Source organism: Leptothermofonsia sp. ETS-13 (assembly GCF_049200465.1).
Classification (GTDB): Bacteria; Cyanobacteriota; Cyanobacteriia; order Leptolyngbyales; family Leptolyngbyaceae; genus Leptothermofonsia.
The window spans coordinates 2,290,995-2,315,539 of record NZ_CP120836.1 but is presented as its reverse complement, the minus strand read 5'-3'; the positions used below and the strand labels follow the sequence as shown (position 1 = coordinate 2,315,539).

Here is a 24,545-nt window from a genome sequence, read left to right as displayed (position 1 = left end):
GTGAATCAAAATATGGCTCCCAAAGAGGCCGTTTTTGTGATTATTCCCGTTCACAACCGCAAGTCAATTACATTATCGTGTCTGGCGTCGCTTGCGCAAAATGGGGATTTAGAAAGATGTGTTGTCGTCATCGTAGATGATGGTTCTACTGATGGAACAGAACAGGCGATTGATGATTCCTATCCAGAAGTTACAGTTCTGCATGGAGATGGCAGTTTGTGGTGGACAGGAGCGATCGCCAGAGGAATGAAGTATGCGATTGAACAGGGGGCCGAATACATCATCTGGCTCAATGACGACTGCATCCCCTACCCCAATACCCTATCTTTGTTAGTTGAATTTTGTCGCTCCCACCCTGATGCGATCGCTGGTGCAGCGGGATATCTGGCTGATCTCAACTACTTACATGAAACAGGAGCGCAGGGACGTAAACGGGTGGCGGCTAAACCCGGTGAGGTGGTTCCGGTAGATGAGATGAGTGGGCATTGTGTCTGCATTCCAGGGGCTGTGATTAACCGGATTGGGTTTCCAGATATGAGGCGATTTCCTCACTACCATGGCGATAGCATGTATATCCTCAAAGCGACCCGCTCTGGATTTCCGGCTTACATTGTGGGCGATGCACGAATTGACCATAAAGGCATCATTAAATCAAACGTTCAAGACTTTTTGAGTGAATCGAAAGTTGGGCGATCCCCAATCACAGAATTCAACACATTATTTTTAAGCAAAAAGTCGTTTTATTACTTACCAACCCAATTCTTTTATTACTTAGAGAAGTATGGAGCAGGCAAAGGAATACCAATATTTTTAACAAAATTAATCGGGTGGTTTATCCAGTTTCTGCAACTACAGTTTGGCAAACCTGAGCCGATTGGTCGCTCAGAAATAAAGTGAGAAATCAATGCGTTTACTTTACACAATAACAGCCTATCCACCCAGCGTGGGAGGTGCCCAAATCCATCAGCATCTGCTGGCCCAACAATTGAAAGATCGCCATTCAATCCAAACCATTTGCCATTGGGATAGCAACCGTGCTGATTGGCTCCTGGGAACCACGGTGCGATCGCCTTCCCCCAGCCGTGACTATGCGATCGATGGCATCCCCGTTCATCGACTTGGGCTCTCCCGCTGGGAAAAGCTGAGCCTGCTCCCCTACCTGCCGCTTTACTATCCTTTAATGTCAGTCGCTTTGCCCCCCATTGCCCGCACCCTGGAGCGCCACCTGTTTCCCTTTGCGGCGAAGGCAGACCTGATCCACAATATCCGCATCGGGCGAGAAGGGTTAAGTTACGCCTCTTTTCAGGCTACCAGAAAACACCAGATTCCGTTTGTACTGACGCCTGTCCATCATCCACGCTGGGTGGGCTGGCGTTACCGGGCCTACAATCACCTCTATACGCTGGCGGACCTGGTGATTGCCCTCACCCAGGTGGAGAAGCAAACGCTAATTGAGCTCGGTGTGAAAGAAGAGCGAGTTGCGGTGACAGGAATTGCTCCTTTTTTGGCAGATGATGCAGACCCGATAAGGTTTTTGCAACAATATCAGCTTCAGGAACCGATTGTTTTATTCCTGGGCCAACACTACGCCTATAAAGGTTACCGACAGTTGATTCAGGCCGCATCACTGGTTTGGCAGAAAGTCCCAGAGGCGCAGTTTGTGTTTATTGGTCCCCCTGTGAAGCAGTCTGAGAGGGATTTTGTGGGCCTGGATCGGCGAATTCATCGCCTGGGAATGGTTGATTTGCAAACAAAGACAGATGCGATCGCCGCCTGCACCCTCCTCTGTGTGCCCTCTAACCAGGAAAGCTTTGGTGGTGTGTACACCGAAGCCTGGAGTTTAGGGAAACCTGTGATTGGATGCAACATTCCAGCCGTTGCAGAGGTAGTTAATGATGGGGTTGATGGTTATCTGGTTGACCAGGAACCGGGCCAAATTAGCGATCGCATTCTGCACCTGTTGCTTAACCCCTCCCAGGCACAGGCAATGGGAGCCGCCGGACAGAAGAAGGTTCAGTCCTGCTATACTTGGCAACATTTTGCCCAACTGACCGAAGTAGCGTATCAGCAGGTTCTTAAGGGTTGATAGAGTGACCCAAATAAACAGGCTCTTGATACCTTAGAGGTTAGAACTAGCTTTCCCACCTTAATTTATGGCTCGGATTAATCTGCTAGATACACGCACGACTAATTTTGGTGACTTAATCAGTAATGGCAAGATTTACCAGGTGCTACCTTTTCAGCGCGACTACTCCTGGCATGAAGAAAATTGGGAGGATCTCTGGCAGGATATTCTAGTACTTCACACAAATCCTAATTCCAGTCATTACATGGGGGCAATTGTTTTACAAAGCTCCAGCAATTCAGACAAAGAGTTTACTATCATTGATGGGCAGCAACGGTTAGCCACACTCAGCATCATTGCTATTGCTGTTATTGAGAAAATTCAAAGATTAGTAGAGCGAGAAGAGGAAAAGGAAGCTAATCAAGAACGGCAGGAGATCTTAAAGCGTACATATCTTAGCGATAGAGATCCCCGTTCTCTTCGTTACTCAAGCAAGCTCCTCTTAAATGAGAACAACAATGATTTTTATCAAAACAATTTGATTAATCTTAGAAAGCCACTTAACATTCGATCACTTTCAAAATCTAATCAGTTGCTTTGGCAGGCTTTTCAGTATTTCTCAAATCATTTAGAGGAATTGCGAGAAGTTGTTCAGAGTGGAGAGAAACTGGCTGAATTCTTAACCGATATTGTGGCCCAAAGGCTACTTTTTATTCAGATTAATGTTGAGGATGAGTTAAATGCTTATACAGTATTTGAAACACTAAACGCCAGGGGTATAGAACTGAGTTCAACAGATTTACTGAAAAATTATTTGTTTTCTCTCTTCCAGGGTCCAGATGATTTGCAGGAAGCGCAGAGGCAATGGAGGAGAATTATAAGTACAGTTCAGATGGAGAAATTTCCTGAATTCCTCCGCTACTATCTCAGTCTCAAACAAACCAGGGTAAGACGTAAAAGATTATTCAAAATAGTTCGTGAGTCGGTGAAAGATAGACAACAAGAATTTGAATTACTCGATCAACTTGAAAACTACAGTAGTCTTTTTATTGCTCTCAGTAACTCTACTGATGAGTTCTGGCGTGATGCTCCAAAGAATCAACCTTACATTCGCGAACTTGAGTTATTTCGCGTAAAGCAGGCTTATCCAACTTTATTTGCTGCGTATGAGAGATTTTCCCAGGAGGACTTTACTCGTCTATTAAAGCTTGTATGCATGCTGTCCTTTCGTTATACCGTTGTTAGCAGCCTGAATCCTAATGAGTTAGAAATACTTTATAACAAAATTGCAATTTCGATTATGAACGGTGAAATAACCGGCCCCAGGAATGTATTTGATAACCTTCGTTCAGTATATGTTTCAGATGAGAAATTTTTACAAGATTTTTCCTTACTCTCAATTTCTACAAGGGGACAGAAGAAAAAATTAGTGCGATATATCTTATGCAAACTTGAGGCAGACGCATCTGGTATAGATGTTAATGAAGATAGCTTTTCGATTGAACATATTTTGCCTGAATCACCCAGTAGTGACTGGCGACAAAACTTCACGGATGCCCAGGTAGAAGAAATGGTATATCGCATTGGGAATCTGACACCTTTGGAACCACATTTTAATCGTCAGGTGGGAAATGAGTTTTATTCAGATAAGCGAAAGGTTTATCAGCAGAGTGTGTATAAGCTGACGCAGAATATTTTGGCAGAAGAATGGACTCCAGACACCCTGGCTGCGCGCCAGCGACATCTAGCCCAGCGAGCTACCTATATCTGGAGATCTGATTTTCCTTTATAAGGCATTGATTAGCGTTGAATTACTTTCTGCTTTCTCCCCTTTATCTTCACTTTTTACCTTCTATGCCTCTTCTCCAGTCCCGCTCTATTCTCGGTACTCGTATTGATGGGACGAGTTATGAGGATGCCTGTGATCGCATCCAGAACTGGGCGAGAGAAAACGTTTCTTGCTACATCGTGGCAGCCAATGTGCATGTGGTGATGACGGGATACTGGAATCGCCAGTTTCAGAAAGTGGTGAATGGTGCCGCTCTGGTGACTCCCGATGGAATGCCGTTGGTTCTGGGGCTGCGTTTGTTGGGAATTCGAGATCAATCGCGGGTGTACGGTCCCGATCTGATGCTGGCCTGGTGCGATCGCGCAGCACAGCAAGGTATCCCAATTTACCTCTATGGGGGTACAGAATCCATGCTGGAAAAACTAAGAGTAAATCTGGAGCGGCGGTTCCCAGGGTTGGCGATCGCAGGTTTCTATGCTCCCCCCTTCCGCCCTCTCACCCGTGAAGAAGAAGCACGGGATATTGACCGCATCCATGCTTCAGGTGCTTTGGTGGTGCTGGTGGGACTGGGTTGCCCTAAACAGGAAGAATGGATGGCACGGCAGCAGGGGCGATTGCAAGCCGTGATGATTGGGGTGGGGGCGGCTTTCAGCTTTCACAGTGGGACGGTTTCCCAGGCCCCCCGATGGGTGATGGCCTGGGGGCTGGAGTGGCTGTATCGGCTGGCAATGGAACCAGGAAGGCTATGGCGTCGGTATTTGATAAATAATCCGGCATTTGTCGTATTGTTTGCCATACAGCTTATGACAGGTTGGCTCCATCAAAGTCGAAAGCAGTTTTGAGTCCAGATTCCCGACTTTGGAAGAAGTCGGGAATCTGTCGGGTATCTAGAGGTTATCAATCGGCACAGGCTCTATCTCATCAGCTATTTCAAAACCAAACACTTTGGAGTAGAAGTAAAATTCTCCATCGATGGTGCGCTTGATATTTTCGGCTTTACGAAATCCGTGTTGCTCGCCTTCATAAAGAACGTAGGCGACAGGAACCTTTTTAGCACGAAGGGCGTTGACCATTCTTTCGGCCTGGTTAGGAGGCACAATTTTGTCTTCGTTGCCTTGAAAGAAGATGACAGGGCAGTTGAGGCGATCGCAAAAGTGAATCGGCGATCGCTCAACATACAAATCTTTCCGCTCCGGATAGGAGCCAATCAAGCTATCCAGGTAACGGGACTCAAATTTGTGAGTGTCTGTTGCCAGGGCTTCCAGATCGCTAACTCCATAAAAGCTGGCACCCGCTTTGAAGGTGTTGCGGAAGGTCAAAGCTGCCAGAGTGGTGTAACCGCCTGCGCTACCACCATCAATGACTAGACGGTTCCCATCCACTTCGCCCTTCTCTGCCAGATACTTTGCGCCGTTGACACAATCATCCACATCGACAATGCCCCACCGGCCTTTCAAGCGTTCGCGGTATTCCCGTCCGTAACCAGTGCTGCCTCCATAGTTCACGTCCAGCACTGCAAAGCCTCGACTTGTCCAGTACTGAATCCGGAGGTTAAAAGAGGTGGAAGCGGCGGCAGTAGGTCCACCGTGGCTTTTAACGAGTAGGGGGGGACGTTCGCCTTCAGGAGCGACGTAATCCTTATTTTGAGGCGGGTAATAAATACCATAAGCGGTCAACCCGTTTTCGGTTGGGAATGCGATCGCCTGTGGCACCGACAAATACCCTGAATCAATTTCCAGATTGCTGGAACGTCGCAATACCTGAATCTTTTGAGACTCCAGGTCCAGTTGACAAATGGCAGTTGGTTCGGTTGCTGAGCCAGCACTAAACACAACTTTGCCCAGTGCTGCATGAATTCCGTCAATGTCGGTGTAGGGCGTTTCAATGGATTCTAGCTGCTTGGTGGTGGTATTGAGCAGCGCGAGATAGGAAATTCCCCCCTGGCTGTAGGTGCAAACCAATCGTTCCACCGACAAAAACGCATAGTTTGACATACCAAAGATCCAGTGGGGATAGCCAAATTCTGCTTCCATCGGGCATAGAGGTTCAATCTCTGTCTGTTTCCCCTGCCAGCGGTACAGGTTCCACCAGTTGGTGCGATCGCTGACAAAATACAGTCTCCCATCTGGTGACCACTCCGGTTGCACAATCGACTCTTCCAGCCCACCCGCCACTTTCCAGGTCTCTCCCAAAGAACCATCTGCCTTTACCTCCCCCACCCAGAGTTCTGTGCCATCCCAGGGCATGTTGGGGTGATTCCAGCAAATCCAGGCCAGGTAGGAACCATCTGGGCTGAGTCGGGGTGAAGAGTAAAAGTCATTGCCTGAAACGAGGATGGTTTGCTCAAACTCACTGCCATCCAGACTCAGGCTAACAATCGTATTGACCGCCTCTCCAGCACCCGTATGGTCTTCCCGCACGCAAATCATCCGCTGACGCTGAATGTCAATCACCCCATCGGCATAGCGCCAGGCTTTCTCCGGGGTAATGGGGATTGGTTTTTCTCCAGCCCGGTGGCGGTACAACCGCTGGTCTGCAAAGTTCGAGAAATAAACCATCCCCTCATGAACCAGATAGGAGCCACCCCCATACTCATGCACACGAGTTCTAACGTTGAAGGGAGGTGGAGTGATATCGGTAAGTTCATCGGATGAGAAGCGCACAATTACATTACGTCCCGCTTCTGTGGAACGAAGCTCATTCCAGTAAATATCCTGTCCATCTAACCGCACCTGTCCCAGACCAATGGTTCCAGCCACGATCAGATCTGAAGTGATGGGGGATTTCCAGGAGCCGTAGGGGGCTATTTGAGGGGCAACCATATCCTTATCCTTTCTGGCACATTGAATTTATAGCTGTCGCCAAGTTGCTTAGGACATTGGTTTTAAGGGGGTGCCCCCACACCCCCAGCCAGGGGTTCCACCTCTGTACCCTGTCCTAAGCCTAGTGGCTATCGCTATGATCTCAACAATCAGCAACGTCCAATTCTTAGGATAGTCGTTAGAAGCGCAACGGATGTGCCCCCGCTCCCCTGCCCTTTACCCCCCTGTTACCTGACCCCTGCTATGAGAGCCAGAATCGAAGAGCAAATCGTCTATATTCATCATGAAGATGTGCCGGAGTATAAGAAGGGCGGCTCTATTGTTCGCAATAGCTACTTCTGGGCGTTAAGGTCGATTGCCGCTCAAGCTTACCGCCAGCGCGATTGGGAGTACGAAGCAGAAGTATGGCTGGCACTTCAGCGTATGTTGCTCTCATTTGGGGAATCGGGCTATCTCGGCTTGCGCGAAACGTTGCTGGAGTTTACCCTCAATGAGGGAGAAATTCCCCCAGTTCTAAAACCCGTTTCAACCTGGCAGTAATGTCAATTTCATTCCACCAGTTATCTCTGCTTGAAACCACCCTGGAAGTCCCAGACATTCCGGGGTTGCGGTATTTGCCCAACTACATCACCGAGGCTGAGGAAGCGGCACTGGTGGCAGGGGTTGAACAGGCTGGCTGGCAGAACGCTGGCATGCAACGCCTGGTTCGCCAGTTTGGAATTCGCTACTCCTTCTTCCGCCGTTCGGTTGCACCAGAAGATAGCCATGAACCGTTGCCAGAGTGGGGGCAGGCAATCGCCCTTCGTTTATACCAGGAAAATCTGATGCCTGCTATTCCAAACCAGTTGCTGGCAAACCGCTACCTGCCGGGAGAAGGTATCAGCTTTCATGTGGACGCTTCAGAATTTGCAGAAATTGCTGACCTCAGCCTCCTGTCTGCCTGTGTGATGGAGTTTCGCCACATCAAAACCCAGGAGAAGCGAAAAATTTGGCTGGAACCCCGCAGTCTGTTGATTTTGTCTGACGAAGCTCGATGGGAGTGGGCTCACAGTATTCCTTACCGGCAGCGCGATCGCTTCAATGGCAGAGAGCAGATTAGAAGATTACGGATTTCATTAACCTACCGAATTCTCTAAGGAATGAGAGTTAAATAACTCCGAAAACCTCACCCCGCCTTTGGCACCCCTCTCCGAGTCGGAGAGGAGAAGGGGGAGAGGTCAGTTCACTCAAAGAATGCGGTGTTATTAAATCCATGATCCTAAGTAGCGAGGCGCAATTATTAAATTAAGAATTTTGGGGGTGGAGGGGTGTAACCCTCTGCCTGGAGGCTGCGCCCCCACTTCCCTCCCTTCCAATTAATTAGGACTACTACTTATACCCCATGAATCCGAGTCTATCTGCGATTGTTCTTGCCGGAGGAAAAAGCTCTCGCATGGGGCAGGACAAAGCTCTGATTGCGATTGAAGGGGTTCCCCTGCTCCGGCGGGTGTGTGAAGCGGCCTTGCAGTGTACCCCCAGGGTCTACGTCGTGACTCCCTGGATTGAGCGCTATCAGAAAGTGATTCCGCCTACCTGTCACCTGATTCAGGAGCAGCTTTTACCAGCAGAAACCGGACCTCACGGTCCCCTGGTTGGGTTTGCCCAGGCTCTGGCCCATATAGAAACCGATTGGGTCTTACTCCTTGCCTGTGACCTGCCCTGCCTGCAAAGTGAGGTTTTGCAGCGTTGGGCCAGTGAGTTAGAAGGCAGTGGAGATGCGATCGCTCTTCTACCTCGAACTAAAAAAGGCTGGGATGCGCTCTGTGGATTTTATCAAACCAAATGTCTGGCCAGCTTGATGGCTGCCATTGAGCGAGGAGAACGTTCGTTTCAAGGCTGGCTGGCTCAGGAAACTGTAAAAGAAATAGGAGTTAGCGACCCAAGCATGCTGTTTAACTGCAACACTGTGGAAGACCTGGTCGTCTTAACAGGGAGTGAGAAGTGGAAAGTGAGGTATGGAGAATGAGCTAATTCTGATTTCAGTCCTCAGTTGAGTTGGGCATTCTGGACTATGCTGTGAGGAGTGTAGGATGTGAGGCGTTGCTGAAAAGCAATATGAATCGAAACGAAGTTTCAAGCATACAGCACCTATTTCATACCCAAATTCAGCAACGCCGTGTAGGATGTGAAGAATAAGAAATTCTGGTTTCAGTCCCCAGTCTTCATTAGTCCGCACTATCCGGGCGGAATGGTCAAAGCTTTCCGATGGCCCCATCAGTAATAGTCTCGCTCAGTTTCAGGTTTTTCAAAGTTAGAGGGGTCGTACAGATAGCGAGTGATTTCCTCTTCCAGACGGTGAATCAGATAGGGCTCTAGGCTATTGGTATGTTTGAGAGCGGCAATGTAACCATCCACATACAGACGCAACTCATCAAAGCGATAACCCCGATTCCACAGATCCACCACAGCATCGGATAGCTTCTGGTAGTAGCGAATGGTAAGAGTATCCTGCAACATGGTCGGTGAGAAGTTATTGGAACGAAGACGGCAACTGAAGGACTATGGACAACCCTGATCTATGCTGTTTCCGTGAGTTAACTTCAAATAAGACAAACATCATCCTGGATTGCCATCCTATCAAAACAGGTCTCCATATTTATTTTAACTTTGTTAAACTAAGTTCTTGCTCTATCTCAGGGTTGTTATGGATTTACCACAGCAACTCACAGTAACAGCGATTACAAACCCGGATAAAAGGCTCTGTTAGGTTTAAATTCACAAACTTAAAGGAATGCACGCCTCCGTGGGAGCTTTTTGTATTCAAATCGTTGAGGGAAATCCCCATCTGCGATCGCTACTAGGCTGGCACCTCCAGCAGGCGGGGCACTCAGTTCACCAGTCCGCAGATATTCACCAGGCAAGGGAAGTATTTTTGCATCGCCAGCCAACGCTGGTGATTCTGGATGCGGAGTTGCCAGATGGGGATGGTTTGGAGTTTTGTCGATGGCTGCAACAACAACAGCAGGCATTGATTCTTATGCTGTCTGCCCGGAACACCGAAGCTGATATTGTGGAAGGTTTACGGGCAGGAGCCGACGATTACCTCACCAAACCCTTTGGAATGCAGGAATTTCTGGCTCGGGTTGAAGCCTTAACCCGTCGCAGCAAGACAACTAGTCCCCCTGCCCTGCTGGACTATGGCGACCTCAAGATCGATCTGGTCCATCGTCGGGTGCGGTTTAAGGGCGAACTCGTTGATCTGACCCCCCAGGAATTCAGTTTGCTTTACGTTCTGGCCCAGGCTGGCGGCATGCCCCTTAGCCGTTCAGAACTTTTGCGACGTGCCTGGCCCGATGCCATTGATAACCCCCGCACGGTTGATACTCATGTACTGTCTCTGCGAAAAAAGGTAGAGTCCGACCCGCGCCAGCCTAGCCTGATTCAAACCGTTCGCAACGTGGGTTATCGATTTAATTTAGAATCTCTCACCGCCAACTCTGACCATCCCAATGATTACCCGAATCACCGCAAACCCCTGACACGCCACTCCCCAAAAATGCTGGCGGGAGAGCGGGGGAGAAGCTAGGAGAAGAAAGGAGAAAATAGAAAAGAGGAACGAGGAGAGAAGGGGATAAGGAGTGGATGAATGAAAGGGTAAGGAGGGATGGAAGGTGTTCTAGCAAAGGGCTCTGACTCCTTAAAGCCCTGATTCCCTCGAACCCCTTTCCAGGATTGTCACAAAAAGTTTGACAAACCCCTAAGTCCCAACGCCTGATCCCTAACCCCCAGCACCCAATCCCTGTCTCCTGGTTTCTTTCTCTTTTCCTCTTTCCCCTTTCTACTTCCTCCCCCCTATCTCCTCCCAATGCCTCATTCAAATCCCCTGTTAACTTTGAACTACGAACCTGTGCTGGAATTGCTGGGAGATGACTATTATGACCCTGTACAGGCAGCCGAATTTCCTGTCCACCTTCTGCGATTTCGAAATGATGACCTGCTGGTAACGCTGGGGTTGGAGCCTCAAACCGTGAGTGATGAGGATTTTATTGAGGCATTTGGAAAATTTCAGAATGCACCGCGTCCGTTTTTGGCGTTGCGTTATCACGGTTACCAGTTTGGGGAGTACAACCCGGCTTTAGGAGATGGCAGAGGTTTTCTCTATGGTCAGGTACGGGGGGTCGATGGTGAACTCTATGACCTGGGTACGAAAGGATCGGGGACAACGCCCTACTCCAGGGGCGGGGATGGCAGGCTAACGCTCAAGGGCGGCGTGCGAGAGGTGATTGCGGCAGAGGCGTTGCATCGGGCAGGTGTCTGCACCTCTCGTTGCCTGAGTTTGATTGAAACAGGGGAATCGTTGTGGCGAGGAGATGAACCCTCCCCCACGCGATCGTCCGTAATGGTGCGGTTCAGTCGTTCTCATATTCGCTTTGGCACGTTTGAACGGCTGCACTATTTCAAGCGCAAAGATTTGATTGCGGTTTTGCTAGATCATGTAATTGAGCATTACTACGCCCATCTGACGAATGAGACAGATCGCTATGCCCGATTCTATGGCGAACTGGTGCAACGGGTGGCAGAGTTGGTTGCCCAATGGATGGCAGCGGGTTTCTGCCATGGAGTGCTAAATACGGACAATATGTCGATTACGGGGGAGAGTTTTGATTATGGCCCCTATGCTTTTATCCCGGCTTATAATCCCAAATTTACAGCAGCCTATTTTGATTACAGTGGACTATACAGTTATGGAAATCAGCCGGGAATTTGTCACCATAACCTGGAAAAATTGCAACGCCCGCTAGGGTTGGCTATCTCTCAGGCCGATTTAGAGGCTGGACTGTCGTCCTTTTGGGATGCTTATCAGCAAGCTTATCAGCGGCAGATGCTGGGAAAGCTGGGGTTTGATAATCTGAATACTACTGAGTCTCAAGAATTGCTGGATCTCACCGTTCAAGTTCTAGAAAAGTTTGAGGTTGGTTATCACGAATTCTTTTCTGAACTGGCGCAACAGTTTTCCCCCGGCTGGCGAGAGGATGTCAACCACATTTTCAACCATGCAACGATCGCCAATGACGACCTCGCCTATCTGTGGAACAACTGGAAGATTGCTTACTTCAACACCTTATTAGGGTTGCCAGAAGAGGCCATGCTGTCGATTCAAGAACGTTTGCGAGCCAATAATCCTGTGACGGTTCCAGTACGATCGCTGATTGAAGCAGCGTGGCAACCGATTACTGAGGCTGATGACTGGTCAACGTTCTATGATTTGCTTGAGCGAATTCGAGCGAAATGATGCCAGCAGAGAATGGGTTACAGAATGCTCCCAAGCTACTAACGGCGAGGCTGATTGTTCGCATGGCAGACTACCGGGATGCCTCGGAAATTGCCCGCTATTACTGTGAAAATCGGGCATTTCTGCAACCCTTTGAACCAGCTCGACCGGAAGCATTTTTTACCGAGGGATTTTGGCGATCGCAAATCGAATACAACCTGATCGAATTCAACCACGATCACTCCCTGCGATTGTTTGTCTTCGAGCAAACGTTTCCCAAAACTGTGATTGGAGTCATTAATTTCACCCAATTCTCTAGAGACCCTTTTCACGCCTGCGTTTTGGGTTACAGTCTGGCAGAAGCGAAACAGAGGCAGGGGTATATGTTCGAAGCCCTGAACGCAGCGATTCACTCCATCTTTGCAGACTTCAACTTTCATCGAGTCATGGCTAACTACATGCCACGCAATCAACGCAGTGGCAATTTGCTGAGGAAACTCGGCTTTACAGTGGAAGGCTACGCACGAGACTATTTGCTGATCAATAACCGCTGGGAAGATCACATTCTCACTAGCTTGACCAACCCCGATTGGATACCCGATCGCCCATGAACCAGTCTGGTACCACCATTGCCGCGATCGCCACTGCCATTGTTCCCCAGCAGGGCAGTGTGGGCATCGTGCGGGTGTCGGGGGCAGCGGCCATGGCGATCGCGCAACAACTCTTCCATGCCCCCGGCAAGCAAAAATGGGAAAGCCACCGCATCCTCTATGGCTACGTGCGTCACCCCAAAACCCAGGCAATCATTGATGAAGCCCTGTTGCTAATCATGCAGGCTCCCCGCTCCTACACTCGCGAGGATGTGGTGGAGTTTCACTGTCATGGCGGCATGATGGTGGTGCAACAGGTCTTACAGCTATGCCTGGAACAGGGAGCCAGACTGGCACAACCGGGGGAATTTACCTTGCGGGCATTTCTCAACGGGCGACTGGATTTGACCCAGGCAGAAAGTATTGCCGATCTGGTAGGGGCGCGATCGCCCCAGGCTGCCCAATTTGCCCTGGCCGGACTTCAGGGAAAGCTGGCCCAGCCGATTCGCCAACTCCGCGCCACCTGTCTGGATATTCTGGCCGAAGTGGAAGCCCGAATCGACTTTGAGGAGGACCTGCCACCTCTGGATGAAGAAGGGATCAAAACCCAGATTCAACAAGTTTTGCAAGATGTTGAACAAATTTTGGCGACCGCTGATCGGGGAGAGTTGGTACGTACCGGGCTGAAAGTGGCGATCGTCGGTCGTCCCAATGTAGGTAAATCCAGTTTGCTTAATGCCTGGAGCCGTAGCGATCGCGCCATTGTTACCGATTTACCCGGCACCACCCGTGACGTAGTGGAATCCCAATTAGTCGTCGGTGGCATTCCGATTCAGGTATTGGATACGGCAGGAATTCGAGAAACCGAAGATCGGGTGGAAAAAATAGGCGTCGAGCGATCGCGCACCGCAGCCCAAAACGCCGACCTGATCCTTTTCACCATCGATGCCACTGCTGGCTGGACTGCTGCCGACCAGGAAATCTACGACCAGGTAAAACACCGCCAACTGATTCTGGTTATCAACAAAATCGACCTGATTGCTTCCCCCCACCCCTCTGGGGCAGGCAAGAGGTTGCTGCTCTCTCCCCTCCCCCCTCTCCCCACTATTCAAACCGCCGCCGCTCTGAATCAGGGAATTGACCAATTAGAGCAGGCCATTCTGGAAATCGCCCAGGCCGGAACCCTCCAGGCCGCCAATCTGGATCTAGCCATTAATCAACGACAGGCCGAAGTCCTTACCCGCGCCAGAAATTCTCTCCAACAGGTTCAAACTACGATCGCTAACCAGCTCCCACTCGATTTTTGGACGATTGATCTGCGGGCTGCGATTCAAGCACTGGGCGAAATTTTAGGAGAAGATATTACAGAATCCGCTCTGGACAAGATCTTTAGCCGCTTTTGCATTGGGAAATAGCTCCCTCAACTTTTGGCTAAGAATTGGGCAGCGGTTTCCGTTTCAACCCGAACCAGACACCTGCACCCACCAGTGAGCCAATCAGCAGCAGCACCAAAACCAATGCCAGTTTCGGCAGGACGATCGCCAGCACCGATAACGCGATGGCGCCTACCAGCTCCAGCGTTGTAACCACAAAATTTCCCAGTCCCCCGGTTGTTGCCGTTGAAGCCAGGCGAGAAAAACCGGTCATCCCTTTAACTGCTCCGGCTACGCCTCCTCCAGCAATCACTGCCAGACTCCACTGAAGAAAGGGGTTCAAATCAGTGCCAAAGGAAGCTGTAATCAATGTTCCAGCGATGATGGAAGTGGGTAGAGCGATCGCATCCATCAGGTAATCTAGCTATGTAATACATTAACGTTTCTATCAAAACTACTGGTGCACCATTAGGAATCAAGAGTCAGAGGTTAGAGCCAGGGGCTGGGAGCTAGGGGCTAGGGATTTGGTAAGATTCCAGTTGGGAGGGTGAGAGTAATGCGGATTTTAATCATGGGAGGAACCCGATTCATCGGGGTTTACCTGACACGGATTTTGGTGGAGCAGGGGCATGAAGTCGTGCTGTTTAACCGGGGAAACAAACCTGCCCCGGTTGAAGGTTTGCGGCAGATTCATGGAGATCGCACCAATCCCACGGAATTAAAGGACAAATTAGCCGGTGAATCCTTCGATGCCATTTTTGACAACAATGGGCGGGAATTAAGTGACACCCAGCCCCTGACAGAAATCTTCAGCGATCGCCTCCAGCATTTTGTTTACATGAGTTCTGCTGGAGTCTACCTCAAGTCCGATCAAATGCCTCATGTGGAAGGAGACCCGATTGATCCCAAGAGCCGTCACAAGGGTAAACATGACACCGAAGTTTATCTGGCAGAACAGGAACTACCCTTCACCTCCATCCGCCCTACCTACATCTATGGCCCTCAGAATTACAATGACCTGGAAGCCTGGTTCTTTGACCGGATCGTCCGCGATCGCCCCGTCCCCATTCCCGGCCACGGTCAGCACTTCACCCAGTTTGGGCATGTTAAAGACCTGGCCCGGGCGATGACCCAGGTATTGGGCAACACTCAGGCCATCAGGCAAATTTATAATGTATCGGGCGATCGCTGCATCACTTTTGATGGGTTAGCACGAGCCTGTGCAGCGGCAACTGGTAAATCTCCTGATAGTTTGCAAATCGTCCACTACGACCCCAAAAAGTTTGACTTTGGCAAGCGTAAAGCCTTTCCCCTCCGTACCCAGCACTTCTTTGCCTCGATTCAGAAGGCCAAGGTAGAGCTTGACTGGCAACCAGAGTACGATTTGATCTCTGGCCTGAAGGACTCTTTCCAGAACGACTACCTGGCTTCTGGCAGAGACAAAGCCGATGTAGATTTCTCCGTAGACGATGAGATTTTAGCTACTGCTTGAGACAGAGAGTTCTAACGTCTGAGCTTTGAGGGGAAGACTTGTTCAAAACTCAAAACTCAAAACTCTCCATTAGACTTTTGACAGACCAACAAGATTGAGCCATAGCTGTGGGGACTATTGGGAGTATTGCGATCGGGATCATCATTGCAGTCGTGCTGACTCTGGCACTGTTTCTGCTGATATTAGAAATTCAATATCGACGGCGTCCTGGTAATAAGCTGGTACTAACCGCTGGTAACTGGCAGCTAGAGGACTACCAGCCGCAGCGCTATTTGCTAGTGGGTGAACTGGAGTTCCGTAATCTCACTCGACGGCTGGAGGTTATGGTTCCCGAAGTCAGGGTCGAGGTGAAGCTACTCTCCTCCGGCAGTTTGGAGGGAATTACTACCACAAGTCGGGTGATTCCCCGCTATAAGGATGCCAAACTTAGAGATGATGGCTACTGGGAAGCCCATATAGTCAAGACTGGCAAAATTGACCCGATTGAGATCGTCCTTGAAATTCAGGGATCGGATTTGAGCCAGTTACAAGTTGCCTGGATTCAAATTCACTATGTCACCTACGGTCCCCAGGGACGCATTCCTAAGGTGCGTCATGTAATTGTGCCGCTAGTATTTCCTGATCCCAAAGATTCAAAAAACTGGCGTCCGGCGACCAATGCAGATGTTTTGCCAATTCGAACGCACCTGCTAACCCATCTCGACAATCCGGTTGAAGTTGTGCAGCGTTACGTGGTTCCCCATGCCCAGAAGGGGGATGTGGTGGCGATTGGAGAAACGCCGATCGCCATCATGCAGGAACGATTTCATCATCCCACCGACATCCAGCCAGGCTGGGTTGCGAAACGATTATGCTACCTGTTTTTGCCAACTTCCAGTCTGGCAACGGCCTGCGGCATGCAGTCTCTAATTGATATTGTGGGTCCGGTACGGGTGTTGCTGGCATTTCTACTAGGGGCGATCGCCAAAGTCTTTGGTAAACCAGGTGTTTTCTACCAGCTTGCCGGAGAACAGGCCCGCCTCATTGATGATGTCACGGGTACCCTGCCTCCCTATGACCAGTTCATTGTTCTGGGACCAGAAAACCCTCAACAGGTGGTAGATCAGATAAAAGCAAAAACTGGCATTCCGGCGGCAATCGTGGATGTCAATGATTTGAAAGCCGTTAAGGTACTGGCAGCATCCTCCGATGTCTCCATTCCCTTTTTGAAACAAGCCCTGATTCGGAATCCAGCAGGCAATGCCGACGAACAAACCCCGATTGTTCTGATTCGCCCCGTTGTTACGGAACCCAGTTAGGCATGGGTGGATAGAAATGAGTAGCCGCTTGAATTTATGTCTGGATCGTTCAAAATAAGGTTTATTGGGTAAACCCCCATTACAATGTAGATTAAAGCGCCAACCGAACCATCGCACAGCTAGATGGGCTGTTCTTCAAAATGACTCAGATTTCTCCCTCAAAATTACAAATTACAATCCGTCCCGTACAATATCGGGATTTGGAAGCCGTTGAACGACTCTACTCTGAGGGATTTGAGGCCGATGGTGTTGGTGGTTCCATTGATCCAGACAGACCCCTTAAATATTTGCAGCTCCGCCCCTGGCATGGTTTGCACAGAGTGCTTAATCTGCTGCTAAATCCGCTGCAATATATGTTTTGCGCTTGTACGTCAGAGCAAGGCAACAAGATTCGAGGTGTGATTCGAGTTTCCCCCTTTAATCGCACTCGCAGTACCTGGCGGGTTGATCGGGTTGCTGTAGATGATAGTTCGCCCGTCGTACCCCTATCTGCTCCCCAAAAGAACACTTCAACAGAGGGGGCAGAAACGGAACCTGAAGTTCGTAAATTGAGCTTTTCGGAAATTGGCTCTCAGCTTTTGCGCCATTGCCTTAATACAATTTGGGAAGCCCGTACCTGGCTGCTGGAGGTTAATGTCAACGATAAGGAATCCCTAGCTCTGTATCGGGAGAATGGCTTTCAACCTCTGGCACAGATGACCTACTGGGAAATTACTCCCAAGTTGCTGCAAGAGTTGGCTGAACGGGAGCCAGATTTGCCTAACCTGCTGCCCGTTAGCAATGCTGATGCCCAGTTGCTTTACCAGTTAGACACGGCTTCCATGCCACCCCTGGTACGCCAGGTGTTTGATCGGCACATTTTAGATTTCAAGACCAGCCTGTTGGGTTCCCTGATGGATGGGCTGAAGCACTGGTTGAGCCATACTGAAGCAGTTAGCGGCTATGTGTTTGAACCGCAGCGCAAGGCGGCGATTGGCTACTTCCAGTTGCAGCTCTGTCGGGATGGTTCCAAACCGCACCAGGGACGGTTAACTGTCCATCCTGCCTACACCTGGCTGTATCCAGAACTGCTGTCCCAGATGGCCCGCATTACTCAAGACTTACCAGCCCAGTCTCTTCAACTGGCTTCCTCTGACTACCAGCCAGAGCGAGAAGAATATCTGGCTCAACTGGGCGCTAATCGCATTGCGCACACACTAATGATGTCTCGCTCCGTTTGGCACAAGGTGCGGGAAACAAAGCCAGCAGCCCTAGAGGGATTGCAATTACCGGAGGTTTTGCAAGGTCTTAAACCTGCTCGTAAGCCGGTTCCCAGTCGCATTACTCTATTACCCTCTGTCGATCAGTCCTCCCAGGCAGAAACCAGTGTGGATACAAGTTCTGCTCCCCGCCAAAACGGTTCTAAGCCAGAAACTAATGGGCAAGGTACAAAGCGCTTGCTTAACCTGCCCGTTTCCACGGATTTTTCTGACCCCCCTCAGGAAGGGCCTTGCTGCTAGAGGAAGCGTGTAAATGCCGATCTCTGCGTTGGGACTGGATGTGGGTAGAAAACGAATTGGTGTGGCTGGCTGCGATCGCACCGGGTTGATTGCTACTGGGCTTACCACCATTGAACGCAAATCCTTCGATTATGTTTTGACCCAGCTCCAGCAACTAGTAGAGCAACGACAAGTTGAAGTACTGGTGGTGGGTTTGCCCTACTCTATGGATGGAAGTTTGGGGACTCAGGCTCGCTATGTGCAAAAGTTTGCCCGAGCGATCGCCCAGGCCCTACAACTGCCTCTTGAATACACAGATGAGCGCCTGACCTCTTTTCAGGCAGAGCAAATGCTTCAGGCGGAAAAAATTTCTCCCTCCCGGCACAAGGATCTCATCGATCGCAAAGCAGCGTCCCTGATTCTGCAACAATGGTTGGATGAACGCCGCCTTCAAAATCAACAGAATCAAAAAGTAGAAGGAACAGGAAATGAGGGCGAGGGTGAAGAGTGAAGAGACAGGGAAAGGGAGGAGGGGATAGAGGGATAGGGGTATAAGGAGATAAGGGGGATAGGGTATTTCCCCACTCCACCACTCTGTACGCCTTCATCCTTTGGCCTTCCTTTCTCCACTCCCCTGATTGCTCTGGCTCATCAGATTACAATCTAGAATCAAAAAAACAAAATCGGGAGAGTTCGAGAATGCATGAAGACAATGTTGAAATGGAAATAGAGAAAGTGACAGTGACAGACGATGCTGGGCGGACACTCACCTGTACTGTTGAACATTCTCTGGAGCTAGATGGACAAGAATATGTGCTGTTGCTCCCGATTGACTCGCCTGTTGAAATTGTTGCCTGGCAGGAGCATGGAGACGAAGAAGAAGCTATCCCCGTTGAGGACGAGAGGGATATCGACCTCCTCTTTCCAATTGCTAAAGTCGTTCTCGAAGAACAGAATTTGGTTTTGAAGCGCACAGCTGTTACTCTCACCGTCGAGGGAGAACTGCCAGATTACGTTGAAGACGAAGACGAACTGGCAGGCTCTGAAGGTGACGAAGAGGAGGAAGAACTGCAATTTCTGGCTAGTTTCTACTACGAGGAGCAGGAGTTTGGAGTGTATACTCCCCTTGATCCATTTTTCATCTTGGCAAGAAGGGATGAAAACGACCAGCCAAAGCTGCTTTCTGCCGAAGAACTGGAAAAAATTGAGCCATTGTTAGAGCCATTGTTACCTCAGCTTGAAGAACAGTTGCTTGAACAATTTGAGTAACCTTAGTAGGCAGTTAACTGCATTTGCCTGAGACGTAGGGTGCATCACATGTGTCCTCACTCCATCAGTCCAAAATCCAGAACTCATGATGAACACGACAAAGAAACCCCGAAAGTGGTTGATCGTGCCAGTACTAGTGCTGGTGTTACTGGGTATTGGAACCTGGCAAAGCTGGCAATGGTGGATCTGGGCCAATGCTGCCCCATCCCCCGCAGGAACAGGATCAAACACCCGGAATCTGAAGTTGAAAATTACCGAGGGTACTTCAGGGCAGGAAATTGGCAGAGATCTGGAAGCCCTGGGGGTGATTCGCTCTGCAACAGCCTGGAATCTCTGGACGCGCTGGCTTATGTTCAAAGATCCCCAGGGTGGCTTTCAGGCAGGAGTCTATCAGCTATCTCCAACTGAACCAATGAAAGCGATCGCCGCCAAAATCTGGACGGGTGACGTGGTTTATGCCAGTTTCACCATTCCGGAGGGCTGGTCTATCAGGAAAATGGCAGCTTACTTTGAAGAGCAGGGCCTGTTTTCTGCCCAGGAATTCATCACCGCCGTCCAGCAATTTCCAGCCAATGACTATCCCTGGCTTCCAATCAATTCTGCCCCTAATCAGTTTCGGCTAGAGGGGTATCTTTATCCAGATACCTATCAAATTACTGGTACCCCAACGCCCAATGACATCCTGAAGCAAATGCTCAACCGCTTTGAGCAGGTTGCACTCCCCCTCTACCAGCAAGCCAAAGGAAAAACCTCACTGAGTTTTGCAGAATGGGTAACGCTGGCAAGTATTGTCGAAAAGGAAGCGGTGATTCCTGAAGAACGCCCGCGAATTGCAGGAGTTTTTTTCAATCGGCTGAAAAAAGGTATGCCTCTGGGGGCAGACCCCACTGTAGAGTATGGATTGGGGATTCAACAAACTCCAGACAAAACCCTCACCTTGGATCAGGTTAGAACACCATCCTCCTACAACACCTATTTGAACCCAGGCTTACCCCCCACCCCGATCGCCAGTCCAGGGCTTGCCAGCCTTAAAGCCGCCCTTTACCCAGAAAATACCGATTACCTGTACTTCGTCGCGCGGTACGATGGGACTCATGTTTTCAGTCGCACTTTGAAGGAACACCAGGCGGCACAGGAAGCCATTCATAACCAGCGTGAGGCTTCTCAGCCTACCAAACCTTAAGTGAAACTATCCTTAATCATTCCCGCCATGCCCTGGGTCGAACTCTTACAACCAAACCTGATCCTGCATGGATCAGTCCTGGAGCTGACGCCTCAAATTTTGCAACAGCACGACCTTAAAGGACTGGTCCTGGATGTTGATGAGACCCTGGTGCCGATTTGTGCTGCCGAAGCTTCCGCAGAATTGCTGCCCTGGGTAGAGGAGATTCGCAAGGTAGCAACCCTCTGGCTGGTCAGTAACAACATTAGTGAGGCCCGGATTCGGCGCATTGCGAAGAGTTTGAGCTTACCCTACATTGCAGGGGCTGCCAAACCCTCCCGGCGGAAAGTGAGAAAAGCGGTTTCAGCCATGAATTTGCCTGTGGAGCAGATTGGGATGGTGGGCGATCGCCTGTTTACCGATGTGTTGGCTGGCAACCGCCTGGGCATGTTTACCATTCTGGTGGAACCAATGGTGCATCTGAATGAAACGGTACGGCGATCGCCGCTGCATAGCTTTGAAGTTTGGGTTTCTCAAGCTCTGGGAGCTTCCCTTCTGCCGGACAAGTGAATGTAAAGGAACTGATACAAAAGCTCACAAATCACCAGGAAGGGAAACATAAAGAAATTATTATGAAACTCTTCAATCTTGCTTATTTCTGTCATTGTAAATACAGTTCAAATGGGGTCAGCCAATAAAGACCCTAACTATAAATCCCCGTGAATACTTGTGCTAAGCGCTAGCCCTTACTTATATAGGAGCTGGCGCTTCGCCATTGGCGGTTCTTGTAGAAATTCAATGACTCAAACCCTCGTTGTTAAAATCGGTACCTCCAGTCTTACGCAGCCAGAAACAGGTCTATTAGCATTGTCTACAATTGCCAGCCTGGTAGAAACCCTCAGTGGATTGCACCAACAGGGGCATCGGGTCGTTTTGGTGTCATCGGGGGGCGGTGGGGGTTGGCTGTGCCCGGCTTGGTTTAAGCGATCGCCCCCCGCACCATTGCCTTCAAGCAAGCAGTTGCCGCCGTTGGGCAGGGACGATTAATCCGAATTTACGATGATTTATTCACTTCCCTTCAGCAGCCGATCGCCCAGGTTCTTCTCACCCGCAACGACCTGGTCCAGCGCAATAGCTATATCAATATTGAACGCACCTTCCGGGAATTGCTGGAGCTGGGCGTCATTCCCATCGTGAATGAAAACGATACCGTTGCCGTTGATGAGCTTAAGTTTGGCGATAATGACACCCTCTCTGCTCTTGTTGCCAGCCTGGTACGAGCGGATTGGTTGTTTTTGCTAACCGACGTTGATCGCCTCTACTCCGCTGACCCACGTCACCACCCTGATGCCGAGCCCATCATCCGGGTCGATCACATTAACCAGCTCAAAGAACTGCAAGTGAAAATGGGCGATCGCGGCTCCCGCTGGGGTACGGGTGGCATGGTAACCAAAATTGCCGCGGCCCAGATTGCAACCGGAGCCGGGGTACGAACCGTTATCACCCAGGGACGCTATCCGAAGAATATTGAAAAAATCTTGAATGGAGAATCGATTGGCACCCAATTTGAACCCCAGCTTAGACCCATCAATGCTCGCAAACGCTGGATTGCCCACGGCCTGGTTCCCGCTGGAAAGCTGTATCTGGATGAGGGGGCTGTAAGAGCCATCCAAGACGCTGGTAAATCACTCCTGGCTGCCGGAATTATTCAAGTCGAAGGTACGTTTGAGAGTCAGGATGCTGTGATGTTGTGCGATCGCACCGGACAGGAAATCGCCCGTGGGCTTGTCAACTACAGCAGTCAGGAACTCCAGAAAATTAAAGGTTCCCAGTCAGAAGCGATCGCAACCATCCTTGGCTATCCCGGTGCAGAAACCGTCGTTCACCGAGATAATCTGGCACTGAGCGGGTAGTTTTTATAGCCATAGCCACCAGGCTTAGAACAGGGTGCAGGGGTTCCACCCCTAGCTGGGGACCCGCCTCCCTTAAACCCAGTAGGGTTGATTCCCTAAATGAAGGAAAGAAGCGTTGGCAGGTCATGCTTGAATAACCGCATAGTTTTGGTCATCGAGGAATGACCGGCTTTACGAAAGGCTGAAGTGCCATTAATGTAGCAGGGCATACCGACTCAATCAAAAAGGCTCCTTCCCCTCGCTCCAAATCTTTGACCCAGTCAACTTATTTTTGGTCGTGCCGCAACGGGCTTAAATCATCTGTGCGGCATTTTGCGCCACAAGGATTTGACTGAAGATGAACCAGGAAAGCCGCGAACCCCGGCTACTTTTGAGCAAGTTCGACTGCGCCGCAAAAATTCGCACCTGCCACTCCCCCACCCGTCCATGCATGGCATCATGGCTCTGGATAGACGCTCAACGGCGATTGGGTTTGGGCACACTGTTGAGCTTGCTGCAATAGCTTGGGTTGATTGGCTTTAAGATCAATACGATAGTACACACGATAGTACAGTAGTGGTTTTAGGCTTGATAATCTGAGTCACGCTTTTTTGGGTGCGGAGGACATCAACTAGCTCCTCTAGCAATTAGCGCACACTGACAATGACAATCTCGCTGCCGTGACCATTTTGAAAACTCTGTTGACCAATCACGCTATCCCATTGTTGTACACATGCACTGATCACACTGACAGAATCCTGGTGCTGACCATAACAATCTTGCACCGTGCTTGCCAGGGCTTTGCCATCGAGGGACACCACCTGTCCGGCTTGGGTCGGCACTGCTTGTCTAACCCAACTCAAGAACACCGAAGCAACTTGCTCTGGGTTCACATGCTGACTCAGGTCGCGTAAGGTCGAGTAACTGGGCAGTTTCGCTTCGGTTAACCCAAACAATTCAGCAACCTCTTGCTGGTGCCGTTTCATAAAGTCTTCTAGACCTCACAAGCTGCTATAGCCGCTCATCACGTCTAATAGACTCATCAATAGCATCAACCAGAGAGGGTATTGGACTTTGCGCCCCCGTCTCCAATCGGGAATGCTTTTCAACTGTTCAGTTAACGTTTCGACTCCCATAGCACTCCTCGATACATCTTTCCTCTAGTTTCTATTCCTCCTCTTAGAGAAACAACCCTACCTACTGTCCCCCATCCATTGCTGCCAGAATTTGGGTTGTTTCGTAGCACAGAATGGTGTGGCAGGGACCATTACTGGCAAGCACTCCATTCCATTGGCTCACATCTGCTTGATTGTATAAGAGTGGGGTGCCGTCAAAATGGGTGAACTGCCCACCGGCTTCAGTCAAAATCAGTTCGGGTGCGGCCAGATCCCAGTCTTTGGGAGCTGATTTACCCGGTAGGGAAATATAGACATCGGCTGTATGTTCAAGAATAGAGGCGATTTTGCCTCCCACACTACCCACCGATCGCTGGTTTTGCACCGGAAATCGATTTAGCAACTGGTTGAAGCGTTCGTCTCGGTGGCTGCGACTAGCAACTACGGTTAATTCTTCAATCTGATTTCGCTGGGAAACTCGGACAGGGCGAGGAGGTTGTTGCGGACTTTCGGCAAAGGTGCCGCCATTTAGGATGGCAAAGTAAAGCTTTTCTAAGGCAGGTTGAACAACGACTGCCAGAACTGGACGGTTTTGTTGTAGTAGGGCGATATGGATGGCATACTCTCCACTCCCTTTGATGTAGTCTTTAGTGCCGTCCAGCGGATCGATGACCCAGACGAAGGGTTGGGGCATGGGTTCTCCGGTTGCATGTATTTTGTAGGTTTCTTCGCTGAGATAACCAAAATCCTGAGTTCCACAGGTCGCCTGGAGGTTTTCCAGAATATAGACGTTGGCGGCTGTATCAGCAGCGGTGACGGGTCCATCCGCCAGGTTCTGGATATCAAAGTCTGAGGGTTTCATTTCTCGCAGAATATCGGCAGCTCCCCAGCCTACGGCGCGAGCGATCGCCACCAGTTCCTTCAGGTCATCTTCTTGCAGACTTGCCAA

Annotated in this window: 27 protein-coding genes; 21 read left to right on the top strand and 6 right to left on the bottom strand. The window is 50.0% G+C overall.

The genetic code is table 11. The features are described 5' to 3' along the window. Positions 1–12 precede the first annotated feature (12 nt). The 4 genes from P4D80_RS10430 (at position 13) to P4D80_RS10415 (ending at position 4,696) form a co-directional block, all read left to right on the top strand. Positions 13–897 (top strand): glycosyltransferase family 2 protein, encoded by an 885-nt coding sequence (locus P4D80_RS10430; protein WP_421659078.1) that lies wholly within the window; start codon positions 13–15, stop codon positions 895–897. A 7-nt stretch (positions 898–904) separates the two neighbouring features. Next, positions 905–2,086 carry a glycosyltransferase family 4 protein gene (locus P4D80_RS10425; RefSeq protein ID WP_421659077.1) on the top strand — a complete coding sequence of 394 codons (1,182 nt, stop codon included), beginning with the start codon at positions 905–907 and terminating at the stop codon, positions 2,084–2,086. A 67-nt stretch (positions 2,087–2,153) separates the two neighbouring features. After that, complete coding sequence (locus P4D80_RS10420) at positions 2,154–3,857, top strand: DUF262 domain-containing protein (RefSeq protein WP_421659076.1); 1,704 nt, start codon at positions 2,154–2,156, stop codon at positions 3,855–3,857. A 62-nt stretch (positions 3,858–3,919) separates the two neighbouring features. Next, the gene (locus tag P4D80_RS10415; RefSeq protein WP_421659075.1) at positions 3,920–4,696 is read left to right on the top strand and encodes a WecB/TagA/CpsF family glycosyltransferase; all 777 of its coding nucleotides are present in this window, start codon (positions 3,920–3,922) and stop codon (positions 4,694–4,696) included. A 45-nt stretch (positions 4,697–4,741) separates the two neighbouring features. Here the strand turns inward: P4D80_RS10415 and P4D80_RS10410 are convergent, their stop codons facing one another. Next, complete coding sequence (locus P4D80_RS10410) at positions 4,742–6,676, bottom strand: S9 family peptidase (RefSeq protein WP_421659074.1); 1,935 nt, start codon at positions 6,674–6,676, stop codon at positions 4,742–4,744. A 243-nt stretch (positions 6,677–6,919) separates the two neighbouring features. Between P4D80_RS10410 and P4D80_RS10405 the strand changes: the two genes are divergently transcribed. The 3 genes from P4D80_RS10405 to P4D80_RS10395 all read left to right on the top strand — a co-directional run bounded on the left by P4D80_RS10405 (position 6,920) and on the right by P4D80_RS10395 (position 8,681). Then, positions 6,920–7,216 (top strand): hypothetical protein, encoded by a 297-nt coding sequence (locus P4D80_RS10405; RefSeq protein ID WP_421659072.1) that lies wholly within the window; start codon positions 6,920–6,922, stop codon positions 7,214–7,216. Then, positions 7,216–7,812, top strand: coding sequence for an alpha-ketoglutarate-dependent dioxygenase AlkB (locus P4D80_RS10400; RefSeq protein ID WP_421659071.1), 597 nt, complete (start codon positions 7,216–7,218; stop codon positions 7,810–7,812). The genes P4D80_RS10405 and P4D80_RS10400 overlap by 1 nt, the downstream gene beginning before the upstream one ends. Positions 7,813–8,057: 245 nt before the next feature. Beyond that, a complete protein-coding gene (locus P4D80_RS10395) occupies positions 8,058–8,681 on the top strand; it encodes a molybdenum cofactor guanylyltransferase (protein WP_421659070.1) in 624 nt (207 codons plus the stop codon). A 248-nt stretch (positions 8,682–8,929) separates the two neighbouring features. Here P4D80_RS10395 and P4D80_RS10390 read toward each other — a convergent pair whose 3' ends face one another. Continuing rightward, positions 8,930–9,172: a DUF6761 family protein gene (locus P4D80_RS10390; RefSeq protein ID WP_421659069.1), complete on the bottom strand. Its 243-nt coding sequence runs from the start codon at positions 9,170–9,172 to the stop codon at positions 8,930–8,932. A 274-nt stretch (positions 9,173–9,446) separates the two neighbouring features. On the opposite strand from P4D80_RS10390, the gene P4D80_RS10385 reads away from it, so the two are divergent. The 4 genes from P4D80_RS10385 to mnmE all read left to right on the top strand — a co-directional run bounded on the left by P4D80_RS10385 (position 9,447) and on the right by mnmE (position 13,932). Continuing rightward, on the top strand, positions 9,447–10,241 hold the full coding sequence (locus tag P4D80_RS10385; RefSeq protein WP_421659067.1) for a response regulator transcription factor: 795 nt from the start codon (positions 9,447–9,449) through the stop codon (positions 10,239–10,241). Positions 10,242–10,520: 279 nt separating this feature from the next. After that, on the top strand, positions 10,521–11,948 hold the full coding sequence (locus P4D80_RS10380) for a protein adenylyltransferase SelO (protein WP_421659066.1): 1,428 nt from the start codon (positions 10,521–10,523) through the stop codon (positions 11,946–11,948). After that, positions 11,945–12,538: a ribosomal protein S5-alanine N-acetyltransferase gene (gene rimJ, locus P4D80_RS10375; protein WP_421659065.1), complete on the top strand. Its 594-nt coding sequence runs from the start codon at positions 11,945–11,947 to the stop codon at positions 12,536–12,538. Before P4D80_RS10380 ends, rimJ begins: the two co-directional genes overlap by 4 nt. Continuing rightward, positions 12,535–13,932, top strand: a complete 1,398-nt coding sequence (gene mnmE / locus P4D80_RS10370) for a tRNA uridine-5-carboxymethylaminomethyl(34) synthesis GTPase MnmE (protein ID WP_421659064.1) — start codon at positions 12,535–12,537, stop codon at positions 13,930–13,932. The genes rimJ and mnmE overlap by 4 nt, the downstream gene beginning before the upstream one ends. A 16-nt stretch (positions 13,933–13,948) precedes the next feature. On the opposite strand, the gene P4D80_RS10365 is transcribed toward mnmE, so the two are convergent. Then, positions 13,949–14,302: a DUF4126 domain-containing protein gene (locus P4D80_RS10365; RefSeq protein WP_421659063.1), complete on the bottom strand. Its 354-nt coding sequence runs from the start codon at positions 14,300–14,302 to the stop codon at positions 13,949–13,951. Between the two features lie 144 nt (positions 14,303–14,446). On the opposite strand from P4D80_RS10365, the gene P4D80_RS10360 reads away from it, so the two are divergent. From P4D80_RS10360 to P4D80_RS10315, 10 genes are all read left to right on the top strand, one after another. Continuing rightward, on the top strand, positions 14,447–15,382 hold the full coding sequence (locus P4D80_RS10360) for an NAD-dependent epimerase/dehydratase family protein (RefSeq protein ID WP_421659062.1): 936 nt from the start codon (positions 14,447–14,449) through the stop codon (positions 15,380–15,382). Positions 15,383–15,489: 107 nt separating this feature from the next. Beyond that, positions 15,490–16,680 carry a F420-0:Gamma-glutamyl ligase gene (locus tag P4D80_RS10355; RefSeq protein WP_421659060.1) on the top strand — a complete coding sequence of 397 codons (1,191 nt, stop codon included), beginning with the start codon at positions 15,490–15,492 and terminating at the stop codon, positions 16,678–16,680. Positions 16,681–16,820: 140 nt separating this feature from the next. Beyond that, a complete protein-coding gene (locus tag P4D80_RS10350; RefSeq protein WP_421659059.1) occupies positions 16,821–18,179 on the top strand; it encodes a GNAT family N-acetyltransferase in 1,359 nt (452 codons plus the stop codon). 13 nt (positions 18,180–18,192) lie between these two features. Continuing rightward, positions 18,193–18,669 carry a Holliday junction resolvase RuvX gene (gene ruvX, locus P4D80_RS10345; protein WP_421659058.1) on the top strand — a complete coding sequence of 159 codons (477 nt, stop codon included), beginning with the start codon at positions 18,193–18,195 and terminating at the stop codon, positions 18,667–18,669. Positions 18,670–18,857: 188 nt separating this feature from the next. After that, the gene (locus P4D80_RS10340; RefSeq protein WP_421659057.1) at positions 18,858–19,427 is read left to right on the top strand and encodes a DUF3727 domain-containing protein; all 570 of its coding nucleotides are present in this window, start codon (positions 18,858–18,860) and stop codon (positions 19,425–19,427) included. Positions 19,428–19,512: 85 nt separating this feature from the next. Further along, positions 19,513–20,610, top strand: coding sequence for an endolytic transglycosylase MltG (mltG, locus tag P4D80_RS10335; protein WP_421659056.1), 1,098 nt, complete (start codon positions 19,513–19,515; stop codon positions 20,608–20,610). Further along, a complete protein-coding gene (locus tag P4D80_RS10330; RefSeq protein ID WP_421659055.1) occupies positions 20,611–21,159 on the top strand; it encodes a YqeG family HAD IIIA-type phosphatase in 549 nt (182 codons plus the stop codon). 228 nt (positions 21,160–21,387) lie between these two features. Then, positions 21,388–21,636: a hypothetical protein gene (locus tag P4D80_RS10325; RefSeq protein ID WP_421659054.1), complete on the top strand. Its 249-nt coding sequence runs from the start codon at positions 21,388–21,390 to the stop codon at positions 21,634–21,636. Continuing rightward, positions 21,576–22,502 (top strand): glutamate 5-kinase, encoded by a 927-nt coding sequence (gene proB / locus P4D80_RS10320; protein ID WP_421659516.1) that lies wholly within the window; start codon positions 21,576–21,578, stop codon positions 22,500–22,502. Before P4D80_RS10325 ends, proB begins: the two co-directional genes overlap by 61 nt. A gap of 337 nt (positions 22,503–22,839) precedes the next feature. Then, a complete protein-coding gene (locus P4D80_RS10315) occupies positions 22,840–23,004 on the top strand; it encodes a hypothetical protein (RefSeq protein WP_421659053.1) in 165 nt (54 codons plus the stop codon). Between the two features lie 124 nt (positions 23,005–23,128). On the opposite strand, the gene P4D80_RS10310 is transcribed toward P4D80_RS10315, so the two are convergent. The 3 genes from P4D80_RS10310 to P4D80_RS10300 all read right to left on the bottom strand — a co-directional run bounded on the left by P4D80_RS10310 (position 23,129) and on the right by P4D80_RS10300 (position 24,545). Beyond that, entirely contained in the window at positions 23,129–23,467 is a 339-nt protein-coding gene (locus tag P4D80_RS10310; RefSeq protein ID WP_421659052.1) for a hypothetical protein, read from the bottom strand. 15 nt (positions 23,468–23,482) lie between these two features. Continuing rightward, a complete protein-coding gene (locus tag P4D80_RS10305) occupies positions 23,483–23,617 on the bottom strand; it encodes a transposase family protein (protein ID WP_421659051.1) in 135 nt (44 codons plus the stop codon). A gap of 61 nt (positions 23,618–23,678) precedes the next feature. Beyond that, positions 23,679–24,545 carry a 3'(2'),5'-bisphosphate nucleotidase CysQ family protein gene (locus P4D80_RS10300; protein ID WP_421659050.1) on the bottom strand — a complete coding sequence of 289 codons (867 nt, stop codon included), beginning with the start codon at positions 24,543–24,545 and terminating at the stop codon, positions 23,679–23,681.

Bases quoted from the DNA above. Each gene is read 5' to 3' on its own strand.
- P4D80_RS10430 (WP_421659078.1), top strand. From the start codon at position 13: ATGGCTCCCAAAGAGGCCGTTTTTGTGATTATTCCCGTTCACAACCGC.
- P4D80_RS10425 (WP_421659077.1), top strand. From the start codon at position 905: ATGCGTTTACTTTACACAATAACAGCCTATCCACCCAGCGTGGGAGGT.
- P4D80_RS10420 (WP_421659076.1), top strand. From the start codon at position 2,154: ATGGCTCGGATTAATCTGCTAGATACACGCACGACTAATTTTGGTGAC.
- P4D80_RS10415 (WP_421659075.1), top strand. From the start codon at position 3,920: ATGCCTCTTCTCCAGTCCCGCTCTATTCTCGGTACTCGTATTGATGGG.
- P4D80_RS10410 (WP_421659074.1), bottom strand. From the start codon at position 6,676: ATGGTTGCCCCTCAAATAGCCCCCTACGGCTCCTGGAAATCCCCCATC.
- P4D80_RS10405 (WP_421659072.1), top strand. From the start codon at position 6,920: ATGAGAGCCAGAATCGAAGAGCAAATCGTCTATATTCATCATGAAGAT.
- P4D80_RS10400 (WP_421659071.1), top strand. From the start codon at position 7,216: ATGTCAATTTCATTCCACCAGTTATCTCTGCTTGAAACCACCCTGGAA.
- P4D80_RS10395 (WP_421659070.1), top strand. From the start codon at position 8,058: ATGAATCCGAGTCTATCTGCGATTGTTCTTGCCGGAGGAAAAAGCTCT.
- P4D80_RS10390 (WP_421659069.1), bottom strand. From the start codon at position 9,172: ATGTTGCAGGATACTCTTACCATTCGCTACTACCAGAAGCTATCCGAT.
- P4D80_RS10385 (WP_421659067.1), top strand. From the start codon at position 9,447: ATGCACGCCTCCGTGGGAGCTTTTTGTATTCAAATCGTTGAGGGAAAT.
- P4D80_RS10380 (WP_421659066.1), top strand. From the start codon at position 10,521: ATGCCTCATTCAAATCCCCTGTTAACTTTGAACTACGAACCTGTGCTG.
- rimJ (WP_421659065.1), top strand. From the start codon at position 11,945: ATGATGCCAGCAGAGAATGGGTTACAGAATGCTCCCAAGCTACTAACG.
- mnmE (WP_421659064.1), top strand. From the start codon at position 12,535: ATGAACCAGTCTGGTACCACCATTGCCGCGATCGCCACTGCCATTGTT.
- P4D80_RS10365 (WP_421659063.1), bottom strand. From the start codon at position 14,302: ATGGATGCGATCGCTCTACCCACTTCCATCATCGCTGGAACATTGATT.
- P4D80_RS10360 (WP_421659062.1), top strand. From the start codon at position 14,447: ATGCGGATTTTAATCATGGGAGGAACCCGATTCATCGGGGTTTACCTG.
- P4D80_RS10350 (WP_421659059.1), top strand. From the start codon at position 16,821: ATGACTCAGATTTCTCCCTCAAAATTACAAATTACAATCCGTCCCGTA.
- ruvX (WP_421659058.1), top strand. From the start codon at position 18,193: ATGCCGATCTCTGCGTTGGGACTGGATGTGGGTAGAAAACGAATTGGT.
- P4D80_RS10340 (WP_421659057.1), top strand. From the start codon at position 18,858: ATGCATGAAGACAATGTTGAAATGGAAATAGAGAAAGTGACAGTGACA.
- mltG (WP_421659056.1), top strand. From the start codon at position 19,513: ATGATGAACACGACAAAGAAACCCCGAAAGTGGTTGATCGTGCCAGTA.
- P4D80_RS10325 (WP_421659054.1), top strand. From the start codon at position 21,388: ATGACTCAAACCCTCGTTGTTAAAATCGGTACCTCCAGTCTTACGCAG.
- P4D80_RS10315 (WP_421659053.1), top strand. From the start codon at position 22,840: ATGAACCAGGAAAGCCGCGAACCCCGGCTACTTTTGAGCAAGTTCGAC.
- P4D80_RS10310 (WP_421659052.1), bottom strand. From the start codon at position 23,467: ATGAAACGGCACCAGCAAGAGGTTGCTGAATTGTTTGGGTTAACCGAA.
- P4D80_RS10305 (WP_421659051.1), bottom strand. From the start codon at position 23,617: ATGGGAGTCGAAACGTTAACTGAACAGTTGAAAAGCATTCCCGATTGG.